Origin of the sequence: Bacillus sp. RAR_M1_44 (genome assembly GCF_020165935.1) — a bacterium.
Classification (GTDB): domain Bacteria; phylum Bacillota; class Bacilli; order Bacillales; family Bacillaceae; genus Bacillus; species Bacillus altitudinis.
Map to the genome: position 1 here is coordinate 240,380 of NZ_JAIUKX010000002.1, position 25,415 is coordinate 265,794.

Consider the following 25,415-nt stretch of genomic DNA (forward strand, 5'->3'; position numbering starts at 1 on the left):
CGTTGTCAATCAATTTTCACATTTTATCTTTTTCACTTTTGGAATGCTTTCCAAAGTTTTGTATTCGATGTGGTGACAGCTGTCGCCCCTGCTGCAAGCGCCCTTTCTACATCTTCTTTTGTTCGGATAAATCCTCCTGCAAATATTGGTATTCCAGCTCTTTCGCGCACTTCTGTAATTAAATCTGGCACGACACCCGGCAATACTTCAATAAAATCTGGACGATGTTTCCCGACAAACTCCATGCTTTTTTCCATCGCACTTGTATCAAGTAAAAACATTCGCTGGATGGCATATACCTTTTTCTGCTTGGCTTTTACTATGACAGAAGACCTAGTAGAAATAATGCCAGCTGGTTTCATTTCCTGACAAATAAATTCCGTTCCGTACTCATCATGTTTGATTCCGTGAATAAGATCGACATGGACAAACATTTTTTTATGATGCGCATTCGCCTCATTCATGATGCCCTTAAGCCGCCCTAAGTGAACATCTAGTAAGACCCCATATGTAAATGGACTTTTTAAAAATTCCTCAAATTGCTTCATATTGCGAACAGCAGGTAGAATGGGTTGATCATGAAAACTCATATGCCGTCTCCTTCTAATGTGTATTGGTTCTATCTTCTCCTTACAGTAATAGAATCGCATGTTTTTTTCAATACACCTAGTGTGCCCATTGACCATTCAGCCTAGCAAATCGATCAAAACCTGATCCTTTCAGGGCATAGAAAAAAGCAGAGAAACCTCTCTGCTATAATTGTGCCATGCTTTCTTTTAAAGTATGAATAATGAATGAGGCGTCTTCATCAGTGATATTTAGCGGTGGGGCGAGCTGTGCCACGTTATTATAGCCAGCCACTGTATCGCCATTTTTCCCGATGATCAATCCTCGCTTTTTACATTCTGCAATCAATTGACCGACTACACTTGGATCAGCTGGCTTTTTTGACGCCTGATCCTGCACAAGCTCAATCCCAAACAGCAGGCCTTTTCCTCTCACATCACCGACAAATGGATGCTCTTTTAACTCTTGCAAACGATCGAGCATGTCTTGGCCAAGCTTGCCTGACCGCTCCACTAATTGCTCGTTTTCCATGATCTCTAGGTTAGCAAGCGCAACCGCACAGGAAGCAGGGTGACCGCCAAATGTATTCACATGCCGTAGCCTGTCATACGTATCTTCTCCTGCATACGCTTCATAAATGTCTCGTTTCACGCACGTTGCAGATAGCGGTAAATATCCACTTGTGATCCCTTTTGCCATGGTGATAATATCTGGTTTTACCTCTTCATGCATAAATCCAAACCGCTTTCCTGTCCGGCCAAAGCCGCATATCACTTCATCCACAATGAGGAGCGCCCCATGATCTTCACAGATTTCTTTCACCTTCTTCAAATATCCTTTTGGCGGCATTAAGATACCGCCTCCTGTAATCATCGGCTCCATGATGACGCCAGCAATGGTCTCACTTAATTCCCACGTCATCGCTTGATCGATTGCATCAGCACTTGCCAAGCTCTCTTGATCTTCAGGATGCCGGTACATATCAGGCGGTGCGACATGGATAAATCCCTGCCCTAACGGTTCATATTTGTACTTGCGCTGCGCTTGACCCGTTGCGGCTAGAGCTGCTGCTGTATTGCCATGATACGATCGATATCGGGAAATGAATTTTGTTCGTGTACTCTCTCCCTTTTGCGCATGATATTGTTTGGCTATTTTAAATGCCGCTTCGTTCGCTTCAGAACCACTGTTAGAAAAGAAAATCACATAGTCCCCGCCTAGCCATTCATTGAGCTTCTCAGCCAGCTGAATCGCTGGCACATGGCTTTGTGTCAGTGGGTAGTAAGGCATCGTATTTAATTGCCTATACGCCGCTTCTGCAAGCTCTTTACGTCCATATCCGGCATTTACACACCACAACCCTGACATCCCGTCTAAATAGCGATTTCCATGAATATCTGTCACCCATGCGCCTTCTGCCTCATGAATCACCATACTTTCATTTTCTTTGTTTGTCCCTTTCATATGATGCCAAATAAACTGATCATCTTTCGCCTGAAGATCTTGTGCGTTATGTGTTTTCATCTTCCCACGCCCCCATGTATCCGTTTTCATCATCAAAGAAGCTTAAACCGGTCCTGCATATGACCTCTCCATTCATTATATGGATAAAAAGTGAGGCATATGAAACTGAAACAAGACCGCCCATGTCGTTACTCTCATTATAAAAAAGGGGCCAGACACATTACATTAGACAGATCGTCAACTGATTGAAAAGAACCATGAGACACTCTACTTGATCCCTTGGCAAATCTAACATATACCGTTAATGGCGATTCCCCTGTAAAAATTCATAAGCAAGGATCGCAAATTCAAGCGCTTGACGTTTCGGCGCTTGCATCATATCCTCACCAAGTAAAACATGAAGCTTATCCAATCTGTGATAAAGCGTCTGCCTCACAATATAGAGCTGGCTTGCGGTTTCTTTTTTAGAACCGTTTGTCTGTAAAAAGATATTCAGCGTCTGATAGAGCCTGCCGCTATTTTGTTTATCATATAAAATCACCGGCTCTAAATACTCTTTCACCATGCATTCTAATAACCCGCTTTCTTTCATGACAGGCATCAACCGAAGCATATGTAAATCTTGATAAAATGGGCTTTCTACCCGCTGCGGCATCACTTTCTTTAAATGCAGCACTTCTTTCGCTGCTTGAAAACTTTTTCTCATGTGCTGAAATTGCTCACAATATGAACCGATTCCATAATTGATGACTGCCTCGCCGGGCTGCTCACGGTCATATAATTGCGTGATGTCGTTTGCCGCTTTTTCTGCACGCTCTTTCCAGTCCTCAACTTTTCTTGTATTCAATAAGATAAATAAGGTTTGTCCTTGATGCTCGTACACAATCAAATGGAAACCAGCACGCTGAAAAATAGAGCGGCAAGAGACAAGAAAATAAAGATTCCCTGCGATTTCTTCTATTTGGTGGTTTTTTTGAAAGAGCATCACCACACAGCCGGTCGGTTTTTTCAGCCCTTCTGTCTCCTCAAGGTGTTCTATGATCTCTCTTTCTGTATGATCTTCATGAAACCATTTTTGCAGCCATTCATTCTCTTTTGTCTTCTTCAGCTCTTCTGTATACAGCTCTCTTAATGTTTGCTGGGCAAGGGCATTCGCTCCTTTATCCATCACAAGCAGTTCAAATTCCGAGAGCGTGTTCGATTGATGAATGAGGACGAGGTCTGCAAAGGTTTGTTTGAGTGCAAGGACTTGTTTTTGCGTCACTTCATATCCTTTTGGTAATGAAGCATATTGCAAATAATTCATCACAAGCTCTTCTGTTTGTTTGGAAGAATCACATAAAATAATCGGCTCACCTTGAACAGGGATCAGCAGTAGTATCCCTCTCACGTGCTGATACACTTGATCCAAAATATCCATCTGCGGATGAGGAGTTAGTAAAAGCTCATTCAGCTTTGACGACAAGGCTTCTAAATCTGCCATCATCTGATACTGACGTTCAATCATCATCGTATGGAGATGCTGTGTAATATTGACGAACTTCACTTCTTTTGTAAACAGAATTAGCGGAAAATCACGTTCTTCTGCATAAATAATCAGTTCTTCCGGTACATCAAACCGGAGCGGTACAAACTCAATACATAATCCAGCCGCACCTGAGTCAATCAACTGCCTTAAAAACGCCTGAAAGACTTCCAATTGATCATGGAAGCCTGCGGCCGTCGTTAAAATCAGCTCGCCTCCGTTTAACAAATCCTCTACAGCAGGCACTTCAAGTACATGTACCCATTTTACCTGCCGAAACAATCCCTTTTCCCCAGCTAACACTTTCGCATGCGTAAAATGCTTCGTTTTTAACACATCACTTACTTGAAAATGAACATCTACATTCATTCATAAGTCCCCCTTTGTTTGCCGTCCCCTATCCCAGAGGGTGCATGGATAAAATCCATAATAAAACAGGTAAAGTCACAATACTTAAAATCGTACTGAGAAACGTCGTGCTTGAGACAAACTCAGGCTTCGTTCGAAATTGCACAGCCATCAGCGTGGTATTCGCCGCAGTCGGCATCGCTGCAACTAAAATCATAATTTGTTTCACCAAATCATCTACCGGTAAAATAAGCGTAAAGCCGAATGCGATGAGTGGTGAGATAAACAGCTTCAGCAGCACCGCATAGGAAATATTACGATAATCCACTTGTTTAAAAGAAATCACTGCGAGCTGCATACCTAAAATTAGCATAATCGTTGGTATCGCTGCATCCCCGACCAGCTGAACACCTGTCATAAGCTCTTTAGGTAATGAAAGGTCAATGAGCTGAAATAATAGACCAAGAAGAGCCCCGTAAGCAACCGGCATACGCAGCACTTTTTTTAGAACGACCTTCAAGTCTCCCGCGTCCTCTCCACCTTTTGCTGCATAATACATGCCGATCGTACTCATGACGAGCTGCTGAAGGACCATTAGCACAATCGCAATATCTAAACCAGCTGCTCCAAAAACAAGAAGGACAACAGGCGTGCCGTAATTTCCATTATTCATAAATGCTGATGACAAAATCATGGCACAATACGTTTCATTCGAATACCCGTAAATTCGAGATAAAATGAAGACACATAAAACAAGTGAAAGACAAAGCCCTACGACAAATATAGATAAGTACACATAGTCCATCGATACTTTATTTTGATAAAAGGTTTCAAATGCAAGAAATGGTGACATTAAATATAAAGACATTGATGAAAGCGTATGTATATCAAAACCAATTGTCTTCTGCCCAATATACCCTATAAGGAATATGCCGAACACTGGCATTAAGACAAGTAAAAATTCCATGAAGCACCTACTTTTCTCTAGATGAATTCCTTATTTTTTCTACCCTCTTATCATACCACTGATCATCAATAAAAAAGAAGCTTCCTTATGAAAGGTCGCTTCTCTCCTCATCCATATAAAACACTTCCCATAAATGACCATCACGATCCTGAAAGCTCCAGCCATACATGAAATCATGGTCTTGTTTTTCTTTAAACGGTGAACCACCAGCTGCGATCGCACGCTCTACAAGCTCATCAACCTCTTCCCTCGTCTCGACCTGTAAAGAGATAATGACCTCTGCGCCATTTCTGGCATCTACCAATTCCTTCTCTGAAATGGATTGGAAATGCTTAAGTGATAACAGCATGACGGTGATCGTCTCATTCATCACAAAACAAGCAGCATGTTCATTCGTCAGTTCTTGTTGAAAGTCAAAACCCAGCTGTTCAAAGAAAGCCTTTGACTCATTTACATGCTTAACCGGCAAATTGATATACAAATGTTTAGATTGTCGCCCCATATCCCTCTCCCTTTGTAAAACATCATTTCCATTCAGTATATTCGTCTTTTCATTTGGCATCCCTTTGTCGCATGAAAAAATAAGCGGTAAGTCTCATTACCTTATTTTAACAAAAATGTATAATAAATCTCGTGCACAATACTAAATGAACTAGGAGGTTTTCTTAATGAAAACAATCGCAAAATCTTTGATGCTCTCCACCACTGTCCTTTTATTCGCTTCACCTATTACACAGACAGCTGATGCTGCATCTATTCAAACGAAGCAGGTGACAGCAGAAAGTGATTTTCAGCTTCCTTCAACAACAGACACCATTAAACAAAACATCGAACAATCTTTCCAAAAACAAGAAAAGTGGCTACAAAAATTAGAAGTGATTGCCGGACAAGAAAAACGTGAACAATTTGAACAGTTTTTCAACCAGCATGTAGGACCTGATTTAAAAAATCTTTTAGAAGAGTCTGATCTTACATGGAAACAAGTAGAAAAAACGATTTATCAATCTCTTGTTAAATCAGACGTTCCATTTTTAGCTGCCAAAAGCATTGCCCATTTTGCTACAGTGGCATTAAAGAAAATGTAAACATACAGAAAAGCGCCTCGCATAACTGCGGGGCGCTTGTTTTGGTTATTTCTTATATTCAATATGGTACACGTCTCTTCTTCGGTCTTTTAGCTGACGAACCGTCCCATCTTGACGCTGCCTTCTTAATATTTCTAAGTCGACATCACCAACAACCACCATTTCAATATTCGGGTTGCACTCACCTACAATGCCATCTCTTGCGAATTCAAAATCAGATGGTGCAAAGATGGCTGATTGTGCATATTGGACATCCATGTTTTCTGTTTGCGGAAGGTTTCCGACCGTTCCAGAAATGACCGTATATATCTGATTTTCAACCGCTCTCGCCTGCGCACAGTAACGCACACGTAAATAGCCTTGACGGTCTTCTGTACAGAATGGAGTGAAAATAATTTTCGCTCCTTTGTCAGCTGCAATTCGAGCAAGCTCAGGGAATTCAATATCGTAGCAAATTTGGATCGCAATTTTACCGCAGTCCGTATCAAATACCCGGACTTGGTCACCAGCTGAAATCCCCCACCATTTTCTTTCATTCGGCGTGATATGCAGCTTATATTGCTTTTCAATCGTTCCATCACGTCTAAATAAATAGGCGATATTATAGATTTTCCCTTCCTCTTCAACGAAATGAGAACCACCGATGATATTAATGTTGTACTTGACCGAGAGATCTGTAAACAAATTGATGTAGTCCTCGGTATATTCTGTGATCCGCTGCACTGCTAGACTTGGTGATCTCTCTTCTAAATATGACATAAGCTGCGTTGTAAAGATTTCCGGGAAAACGGCAAAGTCAGCTGACGCATCTGATGCCACATCCACGTAATACTCCACTTGATTCATAAACTCCTCAAAGGAATGTATTTGCTTCATTGCATATTGAATGACACAAATACGTACTGGGAACGCCGATTTATAATATCTTTTCGACTGCGGGCGATAATCGACATTGTTCCATTCCATTAGCGTTGCGTACGTGCTGGAAGCTTTATCATCCGGCAAGTAATTCGGATTGATCCGCATCAGGCTAAATTCATTTAACAGCTGAAAAGATAGCACAGGATCATAAATTTGGTGCAGCATAACTTGCTCTACATATTGGCGAGGCGTCATTTCCTCTTGATATTTATGATAATTCGGGATACGTCCGCCAATAATGATGCTTTTTAAATTTAATCTTCTCGCTAAGTCTTTTCTTGCTTCGTATAAACGATGACCGATTTTCATCCGGCGGTACTCAGGACTGACCATTACTTCAATTCCGTACATATTCATCCCATCTGGATTATGGTTTGTGATATATCCATCATCTGTGATGTCCTGCCATGTGTGACGATCATCGTATTCATCAAAGTTAATTAATAAACTTGAACATGAGCCAATGATTTCTCCCTCGAATTCCGCACAGAACTGGCCTTCTGGGAAATGTTCAAGGTGGCTTTCAAGGTGCTCTTTTTTCCAAGGGTCCATGCCTGGAAAGCATACCTCTTGCAATGTGATGATTCGGTCGATATCTTCTTCTCTAATATTTCGAATCACCATTCTTTTTTCAAATCGCGTTAAATCTAGTTTTTCTGCCATGATGTATTGCCCCCTTACTGATCCTCTTTTTCAAGCTGATGGAATAGCTGGAGCAATTCGATTTCAGCCATGGATTCTAATCTCGCATCATATTCTTCAAACTGCAGTGTGCTCGTCACTTTATTTGGCACGATGACACATTTCATACCCGCTCGTTTGGCAGCGATTGACCCATTCACAGAGTCCTCAAATGCCACGCAATCTTTTGGCTCAACGCCTAAGCATTGTGCGGTTTGCAAATAAAGTTCTGGGTGAGGTTTCACTTCTTCCACATCGTCTGAAGTGCGGATACATTCAAAGTAATCGAAAAGTCCAATTTGTTTCAGGTGATCAGACACCCATTTATAATCTGAGCTGGAAGCAAGTCCAATCTTAATTCCAAGCTCCTTTGCCGCTTCTAAATAAGCTTCTACACCAGGTCTTGCTGCTTCGTCCTTCATTCTCTTTTGAAAACGTGAACGCCGGTCTTCTGTGAGTGCCTCATGATCTAATGTCTTTCCTAACTGCTCTTCCAAATATTCAAAAGGCTTAAAACCTGCCTGCGTTCCAATCACATTTCCCCATACAGACAGAGGCAGCTCCGATTCATGCTCCGCAAACATTTCCTGCAGAACCTCATATTCATGTGTTTCTGTATCTAAAATTAATCCATCAAAATCAAATATAATCGCCTTTACCAAAGAGGCCACTCCTTTTTTCCGAAAGTCTGAAATATCTTCCATACTGCTATCATATCGTGAATAAAATTGACTTTCAAAGATGAATGTCTGCTAAAATGATTATGTATAAAAGGAGCCTGCATCGTTTTGTCAGGCTCCTGTCATGTTCGATTCTTTCTGCAAGAGATCCAAGCGCTCCGATTCGTGGAGAATAGACATTGTTGAAAAAGAGCGGAATTGGTATTACAGATCTTGAAGGTTTCTCCGTTCCCTTAAAAATAGTATGTGCGACGACCTTGTAAGTTAACAAGGAAGTTCACACCAACTTTTACGCATTTTGAAGGTGACGGCCTGCAAAATCATCTAAATCAAACGGGAAAGAAAAGCCGCACGCATTAACTTGTTCACGGTTGAGTTCAAATAACTCACGATCTCGTTTTGTGATATGTCGCTTCGGCTTTAAAATAATGGTATGTAATAGCTGAAGACCTGATAAGATACGAAAAGCATCATCCATTGTCCCATTATACACACCATCAATGAATGTAAGCGGGGGTTGTTTTTCCTGCTCTTTTCCATTGACAGAATGGGATAAAAGATCTTCAATTTCCTTTGATACTTCTTCAATTGCCTGCTCTTGAAGGTCTGTCGCAGCTTTCATTAATCTCACGTGGCATCTACCTCTCTGTCGTTATTACTCCATTCAGAATAGCACAGAAAAAAAGTCATTCGCTAAGGTAAGTGTTTCCTATATATACCCAAAGAGAGGACGAATATCATGATCATAAAAGGACACACGCTCTCCCTAAAAGTAGGTGAGCAGCAAAATGGCATTTCCTTAAGTCAATTTTTAAAAGAAGAAGTGTCTGCCTCTAAACCGATTATCCATTTTTGGATGGAGCACCAAAAAGTCCGTCTCAATCAAAAACCTGCCCATCATGCTGCAAAAGTGAGTACAGGTGATCAGATTCTCATTGATTTATTTGAGACGGAAGAAAGTGATGTGACGCCAGAATACGGTGAATTAGAGGTACTCTTTGAAGACGAGCATTTATTAGTTGTCCAAAAGCCTGCTGGAAGGCCGACGCATCCAAATGAAAAAGGACAAACAGGTACGCTGGCGAACCTAGTCGCTTTCCATTTTCAAGCAAATGGAGAAGAAAAGCGGGTCAGACATATACATAGGCTGGATCAAGACACAAGCGGCACCGTCATTTTTGCCAAACACAGGTTGGCACATGCTGTACTCGATCAAATGCTTTCAAAAAAAGCGATTAACAGAACGTATCTTGCCATCGCACAAGGACTGTTTAAGAAAAAGAAAGGAACGATCCAAGCTGCCATTGGACGTGATAAACACCATGCCATCAGAAGGAGGGTTTCTCCTACTGGTCAAAGCGCCAAGACTCATTATGAGGTCTTCCATCTCAATAAACGTTTACAGATGACGGCCATTAAGCTGCGATTAGAAACAGGCAGAACGCATCAAATTCGGGTCCATCTTAGCAGTCTCGGGCATCCTTTAGCTGGCGATACATTATATGGCGGGAAGCGTGACCTGATAAACAGGTGCGCCCTTCATGCCAAACAAGTAGACATGAACCATCCATTCACAGGTGAAAAGCTGACGATAGAAGCACCGCTCCCACCTGATATGGCTGAATTAATGGACAATATGTAGAAAAAAGAGCCTGATCATACAGGCTCTTTTGACGTTAGACAGATGCTCTTTTCGCATAAATAATGTACCGCTCTGGTGCGTTGCCGACAAAATGAAATGGATAGCATGTGGTTAACACAAGCTCTTCTTTTTTATTTTGTAAGGTAATAATGGATGTATCATGCTGATCCACAATTTTCGTATGCGTAATTTCATAAACAAACTCACCATACGGTACAGTGATTTTCAGCTGATCCCCAATATCCAGTTCACCAGTCCGGCGGAAGACCGTATCCCTGTGTCCCGACAAAACGATTTGTCCATTTTGATCAGGGTAATAACTGCCTTTGTAATGACCGACGCCTTTGGCAAGGTCGTCCGCATCTGTCCCTTCAACAATCGGCAAATCGGCTTTTAATTTCGGAATGGTCAGGATGCCAGAGGCTTTCCCCATTTCAGGTGAAAATTTTTCATTTGTCATCCCTTGATCAGTTTCTACGACCTTTTTTGCTTCCTCTAAAGAATGTGCTGTTTGTAGGTGAGTAGAAGCCATTTGCCAGATTCCCCAGCCAAGCACCACAATTCCCGCTGACATGACAATCACTGCAAGCCATTTTTTCATGCGTTAACTCCTTTGTCTTTGCTGATGATTCTTTAGCTTGCTGCTGCCTTTTCTTCTTGTTTCACTTGTTGAATTCGGCCCTCTTTTTGATACACAATAGAAGCTCCCTCGAAGCTCTTTACAAAAGCGACCGTTGCTTCTAAATCTTCTGGGCCTGTTTCCGGATTTTTCCCTAGCCGCCCAATCGGTGCATACTTACTTCCAGTGGCAGTCGCCATGAAGTTGTTCACTGTGAGTGTATACGTTTTATCGAAATCAACGGAAGAACCATCAGGCAGTTTTAAGTCGACTACTTTATATGTTAACGGATCGTACGAATAAGAAAAGCCTGAAATGCTATAATCCGGTCCAAATTGAGGAGATATTTGAGCTTCAATGATATCAACTAAATCTTTCCCCTTGATGTCCAGCTTCACTAACACATTTCCGAATGGCTGAATATTAAAGAGATCTCCCCAAGTAATCGGTCCTTTTTCGAGATTTTGTCTGATACCGCCGCCATTCATCATGGCAAAGTCACTTTTCATTGAATATCTCATGCCATCCGCAATGAGGTTGCCAAGTGGTGTATCACCATCATTGGAATAGCCACCTTTCATCTTGACGCCAGCTTCTCCAACAACCTCACTAATAATCGGCTCCACTTCTTTTCCGTAATGGGCTAAAATGTCCGCTGCTTCCTGATCCTTTTCAATACCAGCCTGGTCTACATACTGGATGTTTGCACTCTTTTTGACAATATCTTTTGTTTTCCGGTCAAGTGTGACATTAACTTCTCCAATTGCCTTTCCGTATTCAAAGGCTTGGACAATTAATTTTCCATTCACTTCTCCATTGACCACTTCGTGATTATGGCCAGCGAAAATGACATCAATTTCGTCATCACCTTCTTTGGCGAGCCTTGCGCTTTCTCCAGTAATGGTATCACCATTTTGAGAGGCGGTCATATGAGCCAGAACTGCGATCGCTTTAACCCCTTTTTGCTTTAATTCCTTCGCTGCTTCATTGACAGCTTTGACTTCATCAGTAAATTGAATGTCTTTAATTCCTTCTGGCATGACCATACCTGCCGCTGATGTTGTCACAACCCCGATAAAAGCTACAGGAATTCCTTCGACATCCATGATTTCATAGGCTGGTAAAAGTGGTTTGCCAGTATCCTTGTATTCACAGTTTGCACAAACAAGCGGGAAATTCTGCCCATCGTATCCTTTTGTGCCTTTCGGGTGATCTCCACCTTTTAAGATGCGCAATAGTTCATCCACACCTTCATCAAACTCATGGTTGCCAACTGTCCCAACATCAAAGCCGATGTTCTCCATTAGTTCAACGGTTGGTTCATCTTGTAAAAGAGAAGATATTGGCGAGCTTCCGCCTATCATATCTCCTGCATGAACTGTCAGTGTATTTTTTTGCGCAGCTTGCTTTTGTTTTATATAAGCCGCCACATAATCCATCCGTCCATATGTTCCTTTACTGCCATCACCTTTTACATCCAGCTCATATTGCTGATCAATTTTCCCATGCAAATCATTCATACTTAAAATGGTTAATGGAACTTCACTGGATGATTCTGACGCCTGATATCCAGCCTGCTCTGCTTCTTCTTTAGAAGCAAAAAAGATACGTTTATCCACATCGATCTCATTCCAGCTGTCAGGTGATACGTAGGTTTTTGCAGATGAATCACCCACATAACGTGTGAGCCCTTTTTTCTGCTCGCGTGCTCTAAATTCAAACGGCTGTTCTAACAGAGGATCTTCTTCATTCCAAATACCAAGCCCTTTTTCCTTGGCATCTTTCACTGCTTGCTGGAACATCCGATACTCTTTTTCATCTCCAACAGGCCAGATGAAATAAGTAGGGGCATATCCTTTTTTCACAAGCTCTAGGTTCGTATTCAGCCCTTTTTTGGTTTTGACTTGAGCTAAAAGACGTCCATATCCATCCTTTGCTTCCGGGCCAATCTTTAATGTGACTCGATCACCACTTGAAAGAAGCGTTTTTAAATAATCCGTCGCTTTTTGTCCAAAACGCAGCTGGTTTTGATCTAATTCATTTTTGGGCTTGTGGTAGGTTTCTGGTGTGTCCATATTCACGAAGCGTACCTTTGTTGTGCCGAGCACAGGCTTCTTCAAATGAATGGTATCTCCATCCACAACACGATCTACCGTTGCCTCATATTCTTTTTTGATTTTTGGCGGCTTTGGCTGGTGCTTCAGCAATTTGACATCGGTTTTGTGTCTTGGAAGTACTTGCAGCGTATCATATCTGCTTAAAACGCCAGTAAACTCATACCATTTTCCGGTCTTCACTTGATCAATTGCACCCGTATCAACCATGACTCTAAGGACTGTGCTATGATATTTTTTATCGATGATGGCCACATTGTATCCACCGCCAGCCGGCTGATCTGGCGCCTGTTCTACATAGCCTTTTACCTTCACTAATCTTCCTTCATATTTGCTTGCCTGATCCGATTCCAATTGTTTAATGGAAACTTTCTTTGGCGAAGGCAATGGCTGATTTACAGCATCTATCTTCAGACGATCTTGATCTGGCACAATTTCAACGAGCCCTTTATAAGTCGTCACCTTGCCAGTCACCGTGACCTTCATGCCTGCTTTCAGTTCTGGAAAATTCTTAGGCTGCGCAGAATAAATATTGAGACCAGCTGTTTTGTCTTGAATATATGTTGATAGTTTCCCATTCCCTATAGCGGATTGATCTGCTGTTACGATTCCGCTCACCGTTACCGTTTCTCCTATCAGTTTTCGGGCTTTTTTTATGTTCATCGGCTTTGTTTGTTTCCATAAAGTCTCCTTTTTCTCAGAAGAAGAAAACGCCTCAGCAGTCATCATACTAGGCAGTAAAGATTGCAGACTAAATATCACCAAAATCAAACAACAGACCATTCGAATGGATTGTATACGTTTCATTAGATTTCTCCCCTTTGAACTTCATCTCTTCTATTGTACAAAGCAATTATTGAGAATGGATGGATTTCATGTAAAGCTGATCTCAATTACTTGGAAACGTAATAATCACACGTGTCCCTTCAAAGCTTTTGCTCTCAAAACGAATGGTACCGCCATGGCTTTCAATAATCTTAATGGTCATCATTAATCCAAGACCCGTGCCTTTTTCTTTCGTTGTGTAAAAAGGTTCACCTAATTTCCCAATCTCGTCTTCTGGTATGCCCTTTCCTTGGTCTTCAAATATCAGCATCATTTGGTCGTTTTTCAATAATGAAGTCACTTGGATCACACCTGTTACTCCATCCATCGCTTCAATTCCATTTTTAAGAATGTTAAGGAACACTTGTTTTAGTTCATTTGGAATGCCTTGAATATGTGGCAGAGAGGGCGCCAGATTCTTTTGAATCGACACTCCTTTTAAGACCGCCTGAGATTCAACGACCATAATGACTTCTTCGAGCAGAAGATTCACATTCACCGGTTCAAATTTAACAGATTTGCTTCTAGAGAGCACAAGGAATTCGTTAATAATAGACTCAAGCCGATTAAACTCTGACATCATCACATCGGCATAATCCTTCTGATACTTTTTACTTTGAATCATTAGCTGTAAAAAGCCTTTTAACGACGTAAGTGGGTTACGTATCTCATGGGCAATACCAGCTGCAAGCTGTCCAACTGCTGACAGCATTTCAGACTTCATCAGCATTTTCTCAGACTGTTTTTGACTTGTAATATCCTCCGAAATCCGCATGACAGTAGACTGCATTTTGTCAGGGTCATCGATTCGGTGTAAAGAGACTCTTTCCCATCGCTCACGCCCTGATAAGTCCTGAAAATACAACTCTCCGGTCCAGCTGCCCTCTCTTAAACACACGTCCCATTGTTTCACTAGATCATCACATTGACACAACGCATAATAGACAGAAAAAATATCTTTTCCGATCAAATCATATTCATGCTGCTGTACAAACTGACAAAAGCGCTGATTGACACACTGAATAACACCTTCTCCCGTTGCAACCACAATATGAATATGGCTGTTATCAAGTGCTGTCACCGCAAGATGAAGAGCCTGCTTCAATTTCGTCATTTCGGTCATTTTGATCCAGGTCATCACCGCTCCCTCGCGATCTTGATCATAGAAAGGTGTCATATGAACCGTGAATTGTTCTCCTTCGTTCGTTTCAATTTCACGTTCGATCACGCGCCTATCTGAAATGACAGATTGAATATCATGATAGAGCATTTCCTTCGATAACTTCTTCACCATCGACTGAAACGTTTGCTGGTGCCGGGTTTGAGCTGAAGTGAATAAAGAGGTAGCTGTAGGAGTGTGATAGCGAATATTCATTTCCCGGTCCACAAACAACGTGGCAAGTTCTGGCTTCACAGACGGCCGGTACAGTTCTTCTCTTGTCACCTTTAAGTTGTTGATGATATTAATAAAATGCTCGTTTGTTTTCTCGCGCACTTCTATTTGCTTGTTTTTTTCTTTTAATTGAGCCCTTGCTTCTTGCTCCTTTTGTTTGACCTCATTGAGCTCGTTTTCTAAATCGACAATTCGCTGTTGATAAACCGAATTCTGCTCTAACATCCCTTTGTCCCTGCCGTTCTTTTGATTTTTTCCTCTCTCACTCTTCCGAATGAGAATGACGTATACTCCTTTAAAACGGCGATCAAAATGTTTCACTGTAAAATCTGCATACTGCTTTCTTCCATTTTCCGAAATGAGGACATGTTGAAAGACAACCTCAGTCTCTTCAGTCCACACCTTTTGAAAGCTTTGACTTAGTATCTCTTTCATATAATCAGGGGTTACATATTCACATAATTCATCTGAGACTTCTGCATGCGCTAAGAAAGAATAGGCACCGTTTGATATCGCGAGAATTTTCTCGCAATCGTCTATGATGAAACATGCATCATACTCCTGCTCTACTTCTTTCATATATTGGACAGCTCGTTTTTTTAACTCCGTATGACCTACATTGTATTTAGGAACGTTTGAGTGGGTGTAAATGTTCCACTTTTCATTTAACAAATGAAATAAACGAGGGAAATTGGGTACCTTTTCATTCGGTCCTAATATCAACATCCCTTGATCCTTTAGTGCATATTGGAATCGAGATAAGACTCGTTTTTGTACTTCTGGCTGGAAGTACATCAGAACATTTCGGCAACTGATAAAATCGAGGTGGATAAAAGGTGAATCGATCAATAAATTGTGAGGAGCAAAGACAATATGTTTTCTAAGCGACTGCTTCACAATAAAAGCGTCACCTTTTTTTTCGAAATATCGCGCCCTCCATTTTTCTGGCATCCGTGCCATAGACTCAAGCGAATAAACACCTTTGCTTGCACTTTGGATGGCTTTCCGGTTGATGTCTGTTGCAAACACTTGAAGTTCAATGGACACTTGTCTTCGTTTCATTTCTTCTAAAAATAACATCGCAAAAGAATAGGCTTCTTCACCTGTAGAACATCCTGCAATCCAAATGCGGCATCGAGATTTCCCATTTTTCATTGTGTTTTCAATGATCGACGGAATGATGTGATGTTCACATACTCGAAAGGCTTCCATATCTCTAAAAAAGGAAGTCGTGCCGCTTAAAAGCTGTACATGCAGGCGATCAAGCTCATCTGGTTCTCTCTCTAATAAACGATCGTACTCGGACAATAAGGAGATCGATTGGTTCGCACTCCTCATTCTTTTTTGAATGACAGAGAGCACTCTGCGCTTCTCATAGGTTGAAAATGCAATTCCTTTATGCCTTTCAAGACGTTCAATGATTCTGATCAAAATAGGGTCTGCAACATCTGTATGCGGAACGTTGATGATGTTGGCTATATATGACGCAAGTGCAGAAGGGTCTTGAAATGTTTGATGATACATACGATCAAACCCACTATTTGTCTCACTGCACGATATGGCTGTACCGCCTTGCTCAACGATTTGAAGCAAACCACTTCCTACACAATAGCCTTTTTGAAAAAAGATCGCATAGGCCTCTTCCTTTTGCACATTGGCAAGTGACTGAAACAACGAATTTACAGCACACGCCTTGTTTGTAGGATGCTGCTCTGTTATGTGTAGCCGTTTGTCTTCTGTCAATGTCACAGCTGCATGCTGCGGACAAACATAAATCGTATTTTTCATGACTTTCTCACCATGCTTAATCGGCTTTGCCCGGTAGCCAATCGGTAAAACAAGTGCTTCCAAATCAGTTACACAATCGCCTGTCACATGATTTTGCACAACAATAAAAGAGGCATTTAATTCATGCGGAAATGATTGAAAAAAAGCCTCAAGATGATGCTGTTCAAACGGCGAAACACCGATGCCAATCACTGGTGCCTGCACATGTTCGTCTTCTATCAAACGATTAATGATTTTGTCCTGCATCTGGTACCCCCATGTTCATTCGTCTGATACATTTTTTCGACAAAAAGGAAGAAAACCCTCTAATTGTAAATAATGTTTTTTGCATGAAAGGAGGAAAACTTCCTCACATTAAAACAGACTGTATAAAACAGAAGGAGGATTCTTTATGCAAAACGATCAGCAACCAAACGTTCAAGGACATGTCCAGCAGCCCCAATTCAATCATGGCGGGCATGAGTTATTTGATTTACATGAGGTATTAGCAGGGACCATTAATATTTTGGATCAATACATGATCTTTCGGCAATTTATCCAAGATCCCGCATTATCCGACATGTTAGATCGACAATATCAATTTGTATTGTCCCAGTACAACGTCACGGTAGATTGCTTTTCTACTGGTCAAAAGCCTAGTGAAGAAACATCTACTTATATGATGAACGAACAGACACAGGTGACATACGGAATAAAACCATCTCAGCCTAAGAAGCCAAATCAATCATTACAGGATGTAAAGGATGCGGGAATTACAGGGCATATGCTTGGTCTCGTGAAATCTCATGCTGGATTACTCTCAATGACTGCATTAGAGGTCACAAACCCTGTGGTACGACGTGTGCTTGCAGCGCAAATCCCGAACTTTATTGAAATGGCGTATGAAATTTTCTTATATCAAAACAAACATAGCTATTATCAAGTTCCGCAGCTTACAGCTCAAGATATGCAGGCGATGACATCTACATTTGCCCCTATGCAGGGACAAGTGCAGATGCCGCCGAGCAAAGCCAACCAGCAAAAACCGCTTCATTAAACAAAAAAACGGCTACCCGATTTTCAGGTCAGCCGTTTTTTCTTTGATATTTCAGTTTAAATTGCTCTTCAAAATCTGTGAGACGTTGTCCTGTCGCTTGTTCAAACCCTCTATCAAAACGACTAGTTTTCGCCGTTTCCTCCATGATCTCATGTATGACATCTCGTCCATAAAGCTCCACAAGCTCATAGATCATATAGTAGCTTTGTAAATAAACATCTGTCTCATACGTCGTGCGAGATTCTTGCCAGTCTTGATCAGAATAAAGAGATTTAAAAGGAATGACGTCAAACCGTTCAGACGTGGCATTCAGCACATCATAGGCCGTCCATTCTGCTGTTCCTTCATGGAACCAAAGGGGAAAGACGACTGGAGATACCTTATATGCATGCACCTTTTCATAGAAAACAAAATGGGCATACTCATGAATGAATAACGTGTTGAAAAAGTATAAAGGCAGTGTCTCTTTCTTCAACAATTCTTCCCGTTTATCTGGGTATAATCCAATCATATGATCAACATCAGAATAAAAACCTGTAATATGCTTGATACCGGCAAATTGCTCAATCGTCTCTTTATCATCAAAATAAATGATATCTAACGGTTTATCAGCTTCATACTGAAACACTGACATCGTCCTCTTCTTTGCCTGCTCAAGCGCTTCTATGGTCAGATCGACAAAGGCGCCCTCATCCTCTGCATAGTAGATTCGAATATGTTCATAGACTTGCTTATTGAGTCCTTCCGTTAAAACCGTTTTAGGCGAAGAATGCTGCTCTAGATATTGCTCTGCCAGCTGGAACGCTACATAAATCAAGTACGCAGTGAACGCATAAAAAATCAAACCTGCTGCAATCATTCCGCTTACAAGTTTTTTATGAATTAATGACGGTTTTGCTTTCATTTACTCCCCACCTGAATTCATCCTGCAACCTCTTTCTCTTTCTATGAAAAAACAAAGATCAACAAGAGGTGATATATTTTTTACTTTATGCAGTCAGGTGCGCAAGGTGCGGTTCCAAACAAAAAAGCCGCATATGACATACGGCTTTTGTCGTAGCTATTTTGATTCAGGGAAGACACGTCGAACCGTTTCAGTAAACTCGTCGAAGAATCCTGAAATTGGTTCTCCACTTCTAATACGTTTTCCGTACCCTGCCATACGATCGACAAAGTCTGGATTAGCAGATACATACACATTATCAATTTGTTGATCCGTCGATTTGACTTTGTCAGAAATTTTCTTTTTCAAATCGTCTGTTACATCTCCGCTTTTATTGCCTTCAAGCACGACAGCAACAAATGCATTTTTCCCTGTGACAAGTACGTTCGCTGTTTTCACTTCAGACATGTTGGCAACAAGCTCTGATGCCTTATCTGCCACTTTCACCTTCTGAGGTGTCTGCACATTTGGTTGATCCTGTCTCATGTTGTCGTTCTTATATGTGACATTTTCATACTGTCGTTTCATTGTTCCTCTTCGTTCATCGCCTTGGTTGTTCATTCCACACCCAGCAGTGATCAATGTTGGAACGAGTAATAAAGATAGCATCCATTTCTTATTCATCAATTGATTCCCTCCTTTTGCTCATAGGTTTTTCATCCAGCAGACTTTTTATGCACACATCCTCTATTTCAGCAATGAATTCATAAATCGGCCTTGATTGGTCATCCTAAACATGATGAAGAAGTATCATCACGATCAAATGGAGGGATTCGTTTGTTTAAAAAGAGAAAAGGTATGAGTACTGGTGCAATGATCGCAGCATCAACAGCCATCATTGCATTATTTTCACCACTTTTACGGAGAAGACTTAGCAGCATGACTCAAATGAATTTGTCCTCAATGATGAAAGGCAAAGATCAACACCAGCATGAGTCATCTCGTCATGAGCCCCAGTCGCATTCACGTAAAGACTCAAAAGGCACAGCTGAAGTAGGACAAATGATCAAGCAAGCATTCACCGCTGTCCAGCCCAATGAAACAAATCAGCATCAAACATCATCAAAAACATACCAAACTCATCAACCGCCGAGAGAGTCTTACGCCCAGTCTCTTCACATTGATGAAAGTGTCATGAATGTAATGGATGATGAATCCATTCAGCAAGTGCTCAATGACATCGAGCACAAATAACTAAAACAGGAGCCTTTTTTCAGAAAGGCTCCTGTTTATTCTCCTGAAAAATGCTCTTTCACCATGATGCAGAAGGAAGGCAAGAAGGTGATTTCGATCGTGATAACAAACCGTTCCACACCATCTAATAGTATCAACAGCTCTTTTTCATGCTGCCGATCCTTTTTTATTTCTACATGTCGCACAGTTTTAAAGGCATATACTCCTAAAACGGATGCGTCCTTTTTACGAATAGCCTTCAAAGAAAATTCTTGTACTCCAAGAGACATCGTCACCACAAATCGCTCTTCCTCATTCTCAAACCGAAACGTTAGATCTTGATATTCAATGGGCATATCTCGTTCAAATCCTTCATCAGGCCACGTCTCAAAAAAGGAAAGCCAGTCTGTTCGATCTGGAAATTGTTTTCTCCTCATTTTAAACCCCTCATAAGTGAAATTTTTATTAATTATCTTGTTTCCCCTTTTCTTTTGCAACAAATTTTAGTAATTTTAAAAAGGTGATTTTATTTTGCTAAGAGACCTCTTTATTAATTTAACAATTCTTGTCACTTTCCATTATTTATTGATGCTTGTGTTTAAAGAGAATTTTTTAAAAAAGGAAGACACCTTGCTCAGACAAATTTTTAAAGGAATCATTTCTGGGTTACTCGGTGTCCTCTTAATGTTTTTCTCTATTAAAGCAGGACCAGCCATCATCGATTTAAGACATATCCCCCTTATTTTAACGGCATTTTATGGAGGCATTGCACAAACGTTCATTGCAGCCTGTGTGATTATTATTGGCAGATTATTAATCGAAGCCAATGTCGCTTCTTTCATTAATATTTTTTCCATGATATTTATCGCCACAGCTTCCTTTTTAATTGCTGAGCGTCATATCAATCACGTCGTAAAAATGCTGTTATCTATTACCATGAGCAACGTCATAGCGACTAGTTTATTTATCTCCATCGTCAATGAAAGATCGTTTGAACTGCATGCTGCCTATTGGATTTTCTCGTATATTGCCGGTTTATTTAACTTTTATGTCATTGAGCATCAAACAAAAGCGTATCAGATGTTAAATTTGTATAAATTCCAAGCTCATTATGACTTTTTAACTGGTGTTTTAAATAAACGGAAATTCGATGAAATATTAAGTGATGCTTTTTCTCTGAACTTAAAGCAACCTATCCATCAAATGTCCTTGATTTACCTAGACATCGATTATTTCAAAACCATCAATGATCAGTATGGACATCATGAGGGAGATATCGTTTTAAAAGAAATCGGAACAAGGCTGATTAAGAACACAAGAAGCTCTGACTATATTGGGCGGATCGGCGGTGAAGAATTTGCTGTGCTTTTACCGAATTGTTCCGTTGAAAAAACATGGCAAATTGCGGAACGTTTACGAAAAAAAATGGCGGATCAGCCAATTTATTTGCAAAACGGAACATCTATTCACATTACGGTGTCAATTGGATGTGCTTATGATGCAGGAACAAGTGAAAACATGAAACAATTACCGATTATTGCAGACCAGGAGCTCTATAAAGCAAAGCAGTCAGGCCGAAACCAAGTGAGCTTTTCTGGACGAAAAAGAGAACACTTAACATAGGCTTTTTCCTCAATTTGTTAGCGCTAATTATTTTTAAAAAAGTTTTCGTATAACAGTTGTTTTTTCCCGCAAACACTGGTAAAGTAAAGGTAATTATTTTTGTTCGTATCATCTTTAAGAAGAAAGTTTTGAAAGAGTTTTCGTCTTTGAAGTTTGTGTAAGAGCAAGAATAGTGAATTTAAGCGTTAAGATCGCTTTAGGAGGAAATTTCATGTTAGAAGGTAAAGTAAAATGGTTCAACTCTGAAAAAGGTTTCGGATTCATCGAAGTAGAAGGTCAAGACGATGTATTCGTTCACTTCTCTGCTATCCAAGGCGAAGGCTTCAAAACTTTAGAAGAAGGTCAATCAGTTTCTTTCGAAATCGTTGAAGGTAACCGTGGACCACAAGCTGCTAACGTTAACAAAGCGTAATTTAAGAGCATCTGCTCTTTTAGCACTTTATAGAGTGAAGGAAAACCGCTCGGCTTATGCCGGCGGTTTTTTTGTGTAATAAAAAAAGAGAACCTGACAAGAGGTTCTCTTTTTATTTGTCCTTCTGCTTTAGTTTCTGTAAAGCAGAACGATACATATCATCATTCATTTTCGTCTCTGGTTCTTCTTCTTTGACAGGTGGTTCTGGCTGTTTAAACTTTTGAAGCGCCTGTCTATAGAAATCATCACCTGACGGAGCATCATCTGTCTGAGAAGGCTCTGACGCTTTTTCTTCCACTTCAGGCTCTACAGGTCTCGCCGCAACTTCTGGCTCGCTATGCGGCACGTCAGGATGATTCGATACATCTTCTTTGATCTCTTCCTTCTCGGCCGAAGCGTGTCTGACATTGAACGCTACTAATCCGATAATGACTAGAACAGCAGCTACTAACGCTACAATAATCGTCGCCAAAAGAACCCTCTCCTTATCGCTTAAATGACGCAGTGACTGATGCTACACGTCTTCCTAATGCTTTCCCCAGCTCAATGCCTTCTGTAGAAATCACTTCATCAGAATCAATCGGGCACGTCACACCTGCTCCATAATAAGAGCCGTATAACGCATTTTCTGGAACATTTCCAGGAAGGCCGACCACAAGCATCCCTTGATGGAACATCGGCGTAATCAAATTGTGCATCGTCATTTCTAATCCGCCATGTGTTGTCGCAGTGGTACAGAAAACGGCACCGACTTTATCGATGAGTTTTCCTTCTGCCCATAAATACCCAAGACGGTCAATCCATGTCTTTAATCCAGAACTAATGGTACCAAAGTGACCAGGGCAGCCCCAAATGATTGCATCCATTTGATCAAGCTTGCGGATATCCGCATCTTTCACATGATCAATGAACACTTCAGCTTGCTCTGTTTCACCTGCGCCAGCTGCAATCGCTTCTGCAAGTGCTTTTGTATGGTCACCTTCACTATCGTATACGACATAAATTTTCATGTACGGTCCCTCCACACTTATCTTGCATCTTGGTTTGCTTCCTTAGGTGCTGGAAGCAATGTCATTTCTTGTTTCTTATCCTGCTTTTCTTTTCGCTTTTTATCCTTACGTACATCTCGCAGGAACAAGCTGAGAATCACACCAGCTGCACAGAATAATGTCACCCACATGTAAGCATCATTGATGCCCATCACATTGGAATCGACTTGTGCTTTCGTAAAGAGCTGGGTCGACACATATTTTTGAGCAGCTTCTGCTGTCATGCCCATATGGTGCATCACATTAGAGACAGCCGCCTGGAATGAATTCATAAAGAACGGGTCAGCCGTATTCGTTTGATCTGCCATATTTGAATAATGGAATGTCGTGCGATTTGTATAAATCGTCGTGATCAAACTCGTACCGATCGAACCACTGATTTGTCTCAGTGTATTTGACATCGCTGTACCATGACTGTTTAAATGCTGCGGTAATTGGTTCATCCCAGCAGTCATGACTGGCATCATTAAGAGTGACATACCAAAGGCACGTACTGCATACATGAGCACAATGTGACTATAAGATGTATCAATCGTTAGCCTTGTAAACTCGTATGTGGTGACAACTGTAATCAGCATCCCCACAATGGCAAGTGGACGAGGTCCAAATTTATCAAACAAGATCCCTGAAATTGGAGACATAATCAGCATCGCAAGTGCCCCTGGAAGCATTAATAGCCCCGATTGCAGTGCAGTAAACCCAACGAGGTTCTGCAAGTAGATCGGAAGTAAGAACATCCCAGTGTATAAGGCAACGGTAATAATAATGTTGATAACACTTGATAATGAGAAAATGCTGTATTTAAACACGCGGAAATCAAGCATCGGATTATCCGCTTTTAGCTGTTGGAAAATAAAGAGAATGATCGCAATCGCACCAATGATAATCGTAGATAAAACGATTGGATCTGTCCAACCATCACTTCCCGCTTCACTCACTCCGTATAGAAGCGAAGCAAAACCAACGATCGACAGAATCGCACCAAGGCTGTCCAGCTTGATTTTTTTAGGCTCTACAATATTTTTAAACATAAAGAAAGCCGCGATAATGACAATCGCACCGATTGGTACAAGTCCATAAAACATAATACGCCATGAATAGTGTTCAATAATATAACCAGATAACGTTGGTCCGACAGCTGGCGCAAACATCATCGCAAGACCAAAAATCCCCATTCCTTTCCCTCTGTTTTCTGGAGGGAAAATAAAAAGGATTGTTGTCATGACGAGCGGCTGTAAGATACCGCCACCGACTGCCTGAATCAAACGACCAATCAGCATCGTAGAAAAGTTTGGCGCAATACCGCAAATAAAAGTTCCTAGTGTAAATGAAATCATCGCCACGAGGAATAAGCTGCGCTGGCCAAAACGTGTGATTAAAAACGCAGATAACGGAATGAGCACCCCGTTGACAAGCATGTAACCTGTTGTAAGCCACTGAATTGTCGTCGCACTCACATTAAATTCAGTCATTAAATGGGGCATGGCTACGTTCAAAAGCGTTTGGTTTAAAATCGCTACGAACAAACCGGCCATTAAAATGATCAGTAAAGACAAGGAGCCTGCTCCCTGTTTTGTCGCTGCAGGTTGATTTGCCATCTCAGACAACCTCCTTTCATTTTTTGATATCAGTCATCATTAAGATGAAATTTTGACAGAAGCATTCATACCTGGAAGTACTTTGTCAGATGGATTTTTAATTGAAATTTTCACTGCTACTTTTTGTGTCACTTTCGTGTAGTTACCACTTGAGTTTGTTGCTGGCAGCATATTGAATGTTGAGTTTGTTGCATAACCAATTTGTTCAACTGTTCCTTCAAATGTTGTATCAGGATCGCCGTCTACAACGATGTCCACTTTGTCACCTTTTTCAATGTTCTTAATGTCTGTTTCTTTAATATTCGCTGTAATGTAAAGCTTGCTTAGGTCAATCGTTTCACCAAGAACTGTCCCAGGCTGCACTTGTTGGTTGTTTTGTACTTCTTTTTTGACTAATGTGCCATCAGCCACTGCTTTAATGTTTGTTTTTGCTTCTCCTTCAACTTTTGCAACTGTGCTGTCTTTTTGCACTTCGTCACCTTCATTGATGTCCCAGCCTTTGATTTGTCCAGCTGCTGGCGCTGTAATTTGATACATGTCACCTGTCACTTTTGCTTCATCTGTTTTTACGAAGTTTGTGCTTTCGTAGTAGTAATAAGCACCTCCGGCAATAATGGCAAGAATCACAATAAGGCCAATAATATTTGTTAGCAATAAACGCCCTCTGTTCATGTTTTGTTTCTCCTTTCATGTATAAAAATATAGTGTCATCTGCTTTAGCAAACTTAGAATGCCCATCATCTGACAGATTATGAAACAAGCTCATAGAGCTGCCTGTTTCCCCTTTTTCTACTCTGCTGAAAATGGTGTGCAGCCCATTTATACTTATTGTTCACTTATGAGCAAAAAGCAGAAAAAGAAGAAAAGACGATCGGCATCTTTTTTTGAAAAACTTATATTTAACAAGATTAAATATTAATAAATGAAAATTGAAATGTCAAAGAGAAAGTTTTACTTTTTTT

The 25,415-nt window shown here is 40.9% G+C and carries 24 protein-coding genes; 6 read left to right on the forward strand and 18 right to left on the reverse strand.

Annotated features, from left to right (window positions below; genetic code table 11):
• Positions 1 to 32 precede the first annotated feature (32 nt).
• From LCD34_RS14725 to LCD34_RS14745, 5 genes are all read right to left on the reverse strand, one after another.
• Positions 33 to 590: a glycerol-3-phosphate responsive antiterminator gene (locus LCD34_RS14725; protein ID WP_008349014.1), complete on the reverse strand. Its 558-nt coding sequence runs from the start codon at positions 588 to 590 to the stop codon at positions 33 to 35.
• A 163-nt stretch (positions 591 to 753) separates the two neighbouring features.
• Entirely contained in the window at positions 754 to 2,091 is a 1,338-nt protein-coding gene (locus tag LCD34_RS14730) for an aspartate aminotransferase family protein (RefSeq protein ID WP_057079762.1), read from the reverse strand.
• A gap of 241 nt (positions 2,092 to 2,332) precedes the next feature.
• Entirely contained in the window at positions 2,333 to 3,925 is a 1,593-nt protein-coding gene (locus LCD34_RS14735) for a PucR family transcriptional regulator (RefSeq protein ID WP_081114738.1), read from the reverse strand.
• Between the two features lie 28 nt (positions 3,926 to 3,953).
• The gene (locus tag LCD34_RS14740) at positions 3,954 to 4,871 is read right to left on the reverse strand and encodes an AEC family transporter (RefSeq protein WP_007497064.1); all 918 of its coding nucleotides are present in this window, start codon (positions 4,869 to 4,871) and stop codon (positions 3,954 to 3,956) included.
• A gap of 85 nt (positions 4,872 to 4,956) precedes the next feature.
• Entirely contained in the window at positions 4,957 to 5,373 is a 417-nt protein-coding gene (locus LCD34_RS14745) for a VOC family protein (protein ID WP_008349030.1), read from the reverse strand.
• Between the two features lie 166 nt (positions 5,374 to 5,539).
• Between LCD34_RS14745 and LCD34_RS14750 the strand changes: the two genes are divergently transcribed.
• Positions 5,540 to 5,956, forward strand: a complete 417-nt coding sequence (locus tag LCD34_RS14750) for a hypothetical protein (RefSeq protein WP_007497062.1) — start codon at positions 5,540 to 5,542, stop codon at positions 5,954 to 5,956.
• 45 nt (positions 5,957 to 6,001) lie between these two features.
• Here LCD34_RS14750 and LCD34_RS14755 read toward each other — a convergent pair whose 3' ends face one another.
• The 3 genes from LCD34_RS14755 to LCD34_RS14765 form a co-directional block, all read right to left on the reverse strand.
• Positions 6,002 to 7,540, reverse strand: a complete 1,539-nt coding sequence (locus tag LCD34_RS14755; protein ID WP_025207005.1) for a bifunctional GNAT family N-acetyltransferase/carbon-nitrogen hydrolase family protein — start codon at positions 7,538 to 7,540, stop codon at positions 6,002 to 6,004.
• A 14-nt stretch (positions 7,541 to 7,554) separates the two neighbouring features.
• Entirely contained in the window at positions 7,555 to 8,220 is a 666-nt protein-coding gene (locus LCD34_RS14760) for an HAD family hydrolase (RefSeq protein ID WP_017366913.1), read from the reverse strand.
• Positions 8,221 to 8,527: 307 nt separating this feature from the next.
• Positions 8,528 to 8,869, reverse strand: coding sequence for a DUF5365 family protein (locus LCD34_RS14765; RefSeq protein ID WP_318010728.1), 342 nt, complete (start codon positions 8,867 to 8,869; stop codon positions 8,528 to 8,530).
• 108 nt (positions 8,870 to 8,977) lie between these two features.
• Here LCD34_RS14765 and LCD34_RS14770 point away from each other — a divergent pair, with 108 nt between their 5' ends.
• Positions 8,978 to 9,880, forward strand: coding sequence for an RluA family pseudouridine synthase (locus LCD34_RS14770; protein ID WP_224559664.1), 903 nt, complete (start codon positions 8,978 to 8,980; stop codon positions 9,878 to 9,880).
• Positions 9,881 to 9,914: 34 nt separating this feature from the next.
• Here the strand turns inward: LCD34_RS14770 and LCD34_RS14775 are convergent, their stop codons facing one another.
• From LCD34_RS14775 to LCD34_RS14785, 3 genes are all read right to left on the reverse strand, one after another.
• A complete protein-coding gene (locus tag LCD34_RS14775) occupies positions 9,915 to 10,481 on the reverse strand; it encodes a class D sortase (RefSeq protein WP_224559666.1) in 567 nt (188 codons plus the stop codon).
• 32 nt (positions 10,482 to 10,513) lie between these two features.
• Positions 10,514 to 13,420 (reverse strand): 5'-nucleotidase C-terminal domain-containing protein, encoded by a 2,907-nt coding sequence (locus tag LCD34_RS14780; RefSeq protein WP_224559668.1) that lies wholly within the window; start codon positions 13,418 to 13,420, stop codon positions 10,514 to 10,516.
• Between the two features lie 82 nt (positions 13,421 to 13,502).
• Complete coding sequence (locus LCD34_RS14785; RefSeq protein ID WP_224559671.1) at positions 13,503 to 16,865, reverse strand: CheR family methyltransferase; 3,363 nt, start codon at positions 16,863 to 16,865, stop codon at positions 13,503 to 13,505.
• A gap of 145 nt (positions 16,866 to 17,010) precedes the next feature.
• Here LCD34_RS14785 and LCD34_RS14790 point away from each other — a divergent pair, with 145 nt between their 5' ends.
• Positions 17,011 to 17,655 (forward strand): spore coat protein, encoded by a 645-nt coding sequence (locus LCD34_RS14790; RefSeq protein WP_050827090.1) that lies wholly within the window; start codon positions 17,011 to 17,013, stop codon positions 17,653 to 17,655.
• A gap of 28 nt (positions 17,656 to 17,683) precedes the next feature.
• Here LCD34_RS14790 and LCD34_RS14795 read toward each other — a convergent pair whose 3' ends face one another.
• Complete coding sequence (locus LCD34_RS14795) at positions 17,684 to 18,559, reverse strand: hypothetical protein (protein ID WP_041093337.1); 876 nt, start codon at positions 18,557 to 18,559, stop codon at positions 17,684 to 17,686.
• 156 nt (positions 18,560 to 18,715) lie between these two features.
• On the reverse strand, positions 18,716 to 19,222 hold the full coding sequence (locus LCD34_RS14800; protein ID WP_008349054.1) for a YhcN/YlaJ family sporulation lipoprotein: 507 nt from the start codon (positions 19,220 to 19,222) through the stop codon (positions 18,716 to 18,718).
• A gap of 153 nt (positions 19,223 to 19,375) precedes the next feature.
• Between LCD34_RS14800 and LCD34_RS14805 the strand changes: the two genes are divergently transcribed.
• Positions 19,376 to 19,792 carry a spore coat protein gene (locus LCD34_RS14805; protein WP_224559672.1) on the forward strand — a complete coding sequence of 139 codons (417 nt, stop codon included), beginning with the start codon at positions 19,376 to 19,378 and terminating at the stop codon, positions 19,790 to 19,792.
• 35 nt (positions 19,793 to 19,827) lie between these two features.
• Here the strand turns inward: LCD34_RS14805 and LCD34_RS14810 are convergent, their stop codons facing one another.
• Positions 19,828 to 20,208: a hypothetical protein gene (locus tag LCD34_RS14810; RefSeq protein ID WP_017366906.1), complete on the reverse strand. Its 381-nt coding sequence runs from the start codon at positions 20,206 to 20,208 to the stop codon at positions 19,828 to 19,830.
• A 94-nt stretch (positions 20,209 to 20,302) separates the two neighbouring features.
• On the opposite strand from LCD34_RS14810, the gene LCD34_RS14815 reads away from it, so the two are divergent.
• On the forward strand, positions 20,303 to 21,394 hold the full coding sequence (locus LCD34_RS14815; RefSeq protein ID WP_017366905.1) for a GGDEF domain-containing protein: 1,092 nt from the start codon (positions 20,303 to 20,305) through the stop codon (positions 21,392 to 21,394).
• Positions 21,395 to 21,605: 211 nt separating this feature from the next.
• A complete protein-coding gene (gene cspB / locus LCD34_RS14820) occupies positions 21,606 to 21,806 on the forward strand; it encodes a cold shock-like protein CspB (protein ID WP_008349061.1) in 201 nt (66 codons plus the stop codon).
• A 112-nt stretch (positions 21,807 to 21,918) separates the two neighbouring features.
• Here cspB and LCD34_RS14825 read toward each other — a convergent pair whose 3' ends face one another.
• From LCD34_RS14825 to LCD34_RS14840, 4 genes are read right to left on the reverse strand one after another with little or no spacing between them, the layout of a single operon-like run.
• Positions 21,919 to 22,278 carry a hypothetical protein gene (locus tag LCD34_RS14825; RefSeq protein ID WP_017360371.1) on the reverse strand — a complete coding sequence of 120 codons (360 nt, stop codon included), beginning with the start codon at positions 22,276 to 22,278 and terminating at the stop codon, positions 21,919 to 21,921.
• Between the two features lie 13 nt (positions 22,279 to 22,291).
• Positions 22,292 to 22,816: a flavodoxin family protein gene (locus LCD34_RS14830; RefSeq protein ID WP_017366904.1), complete on the reverse strand. Its 525-nt coding sequence runs from the start codon at positions 22,814 to 22,816 to the stop codon at positions 22,292 to 22,294.
• Positions 22,817 to 22,833: 17 nt separating this feature from the next.
• A complete protein-coding gene (locus tag LCD34_RS14835) occupies positions 22,834 to 24,453 on the reverse strand; it encodes a DHA2 family efflux MFS transporter permease subunit (RefSeq protein ID WP_017360372.1) in 1,620 nt (539 codons plus the stop codon).
• Between the two features lie 39 nt (positions 24,454 to 24,492).
• The gene (locus LCD34_RS14840) at positions 24,493 to 25,125 is read right to left on the reverse strand and encodes an HlyD family efflux transporter periplasmic adaptor subunit (RefSeq protein ID WP_007497037.1); all 633 of its coding nucleotides are present in this window, start codon (positions 25,123 to 25,125) and stop codon (positions 24,493 to 24,495) included.
• Positions 25,126 to 25,415: the final 290 nt, after the last annotated feature.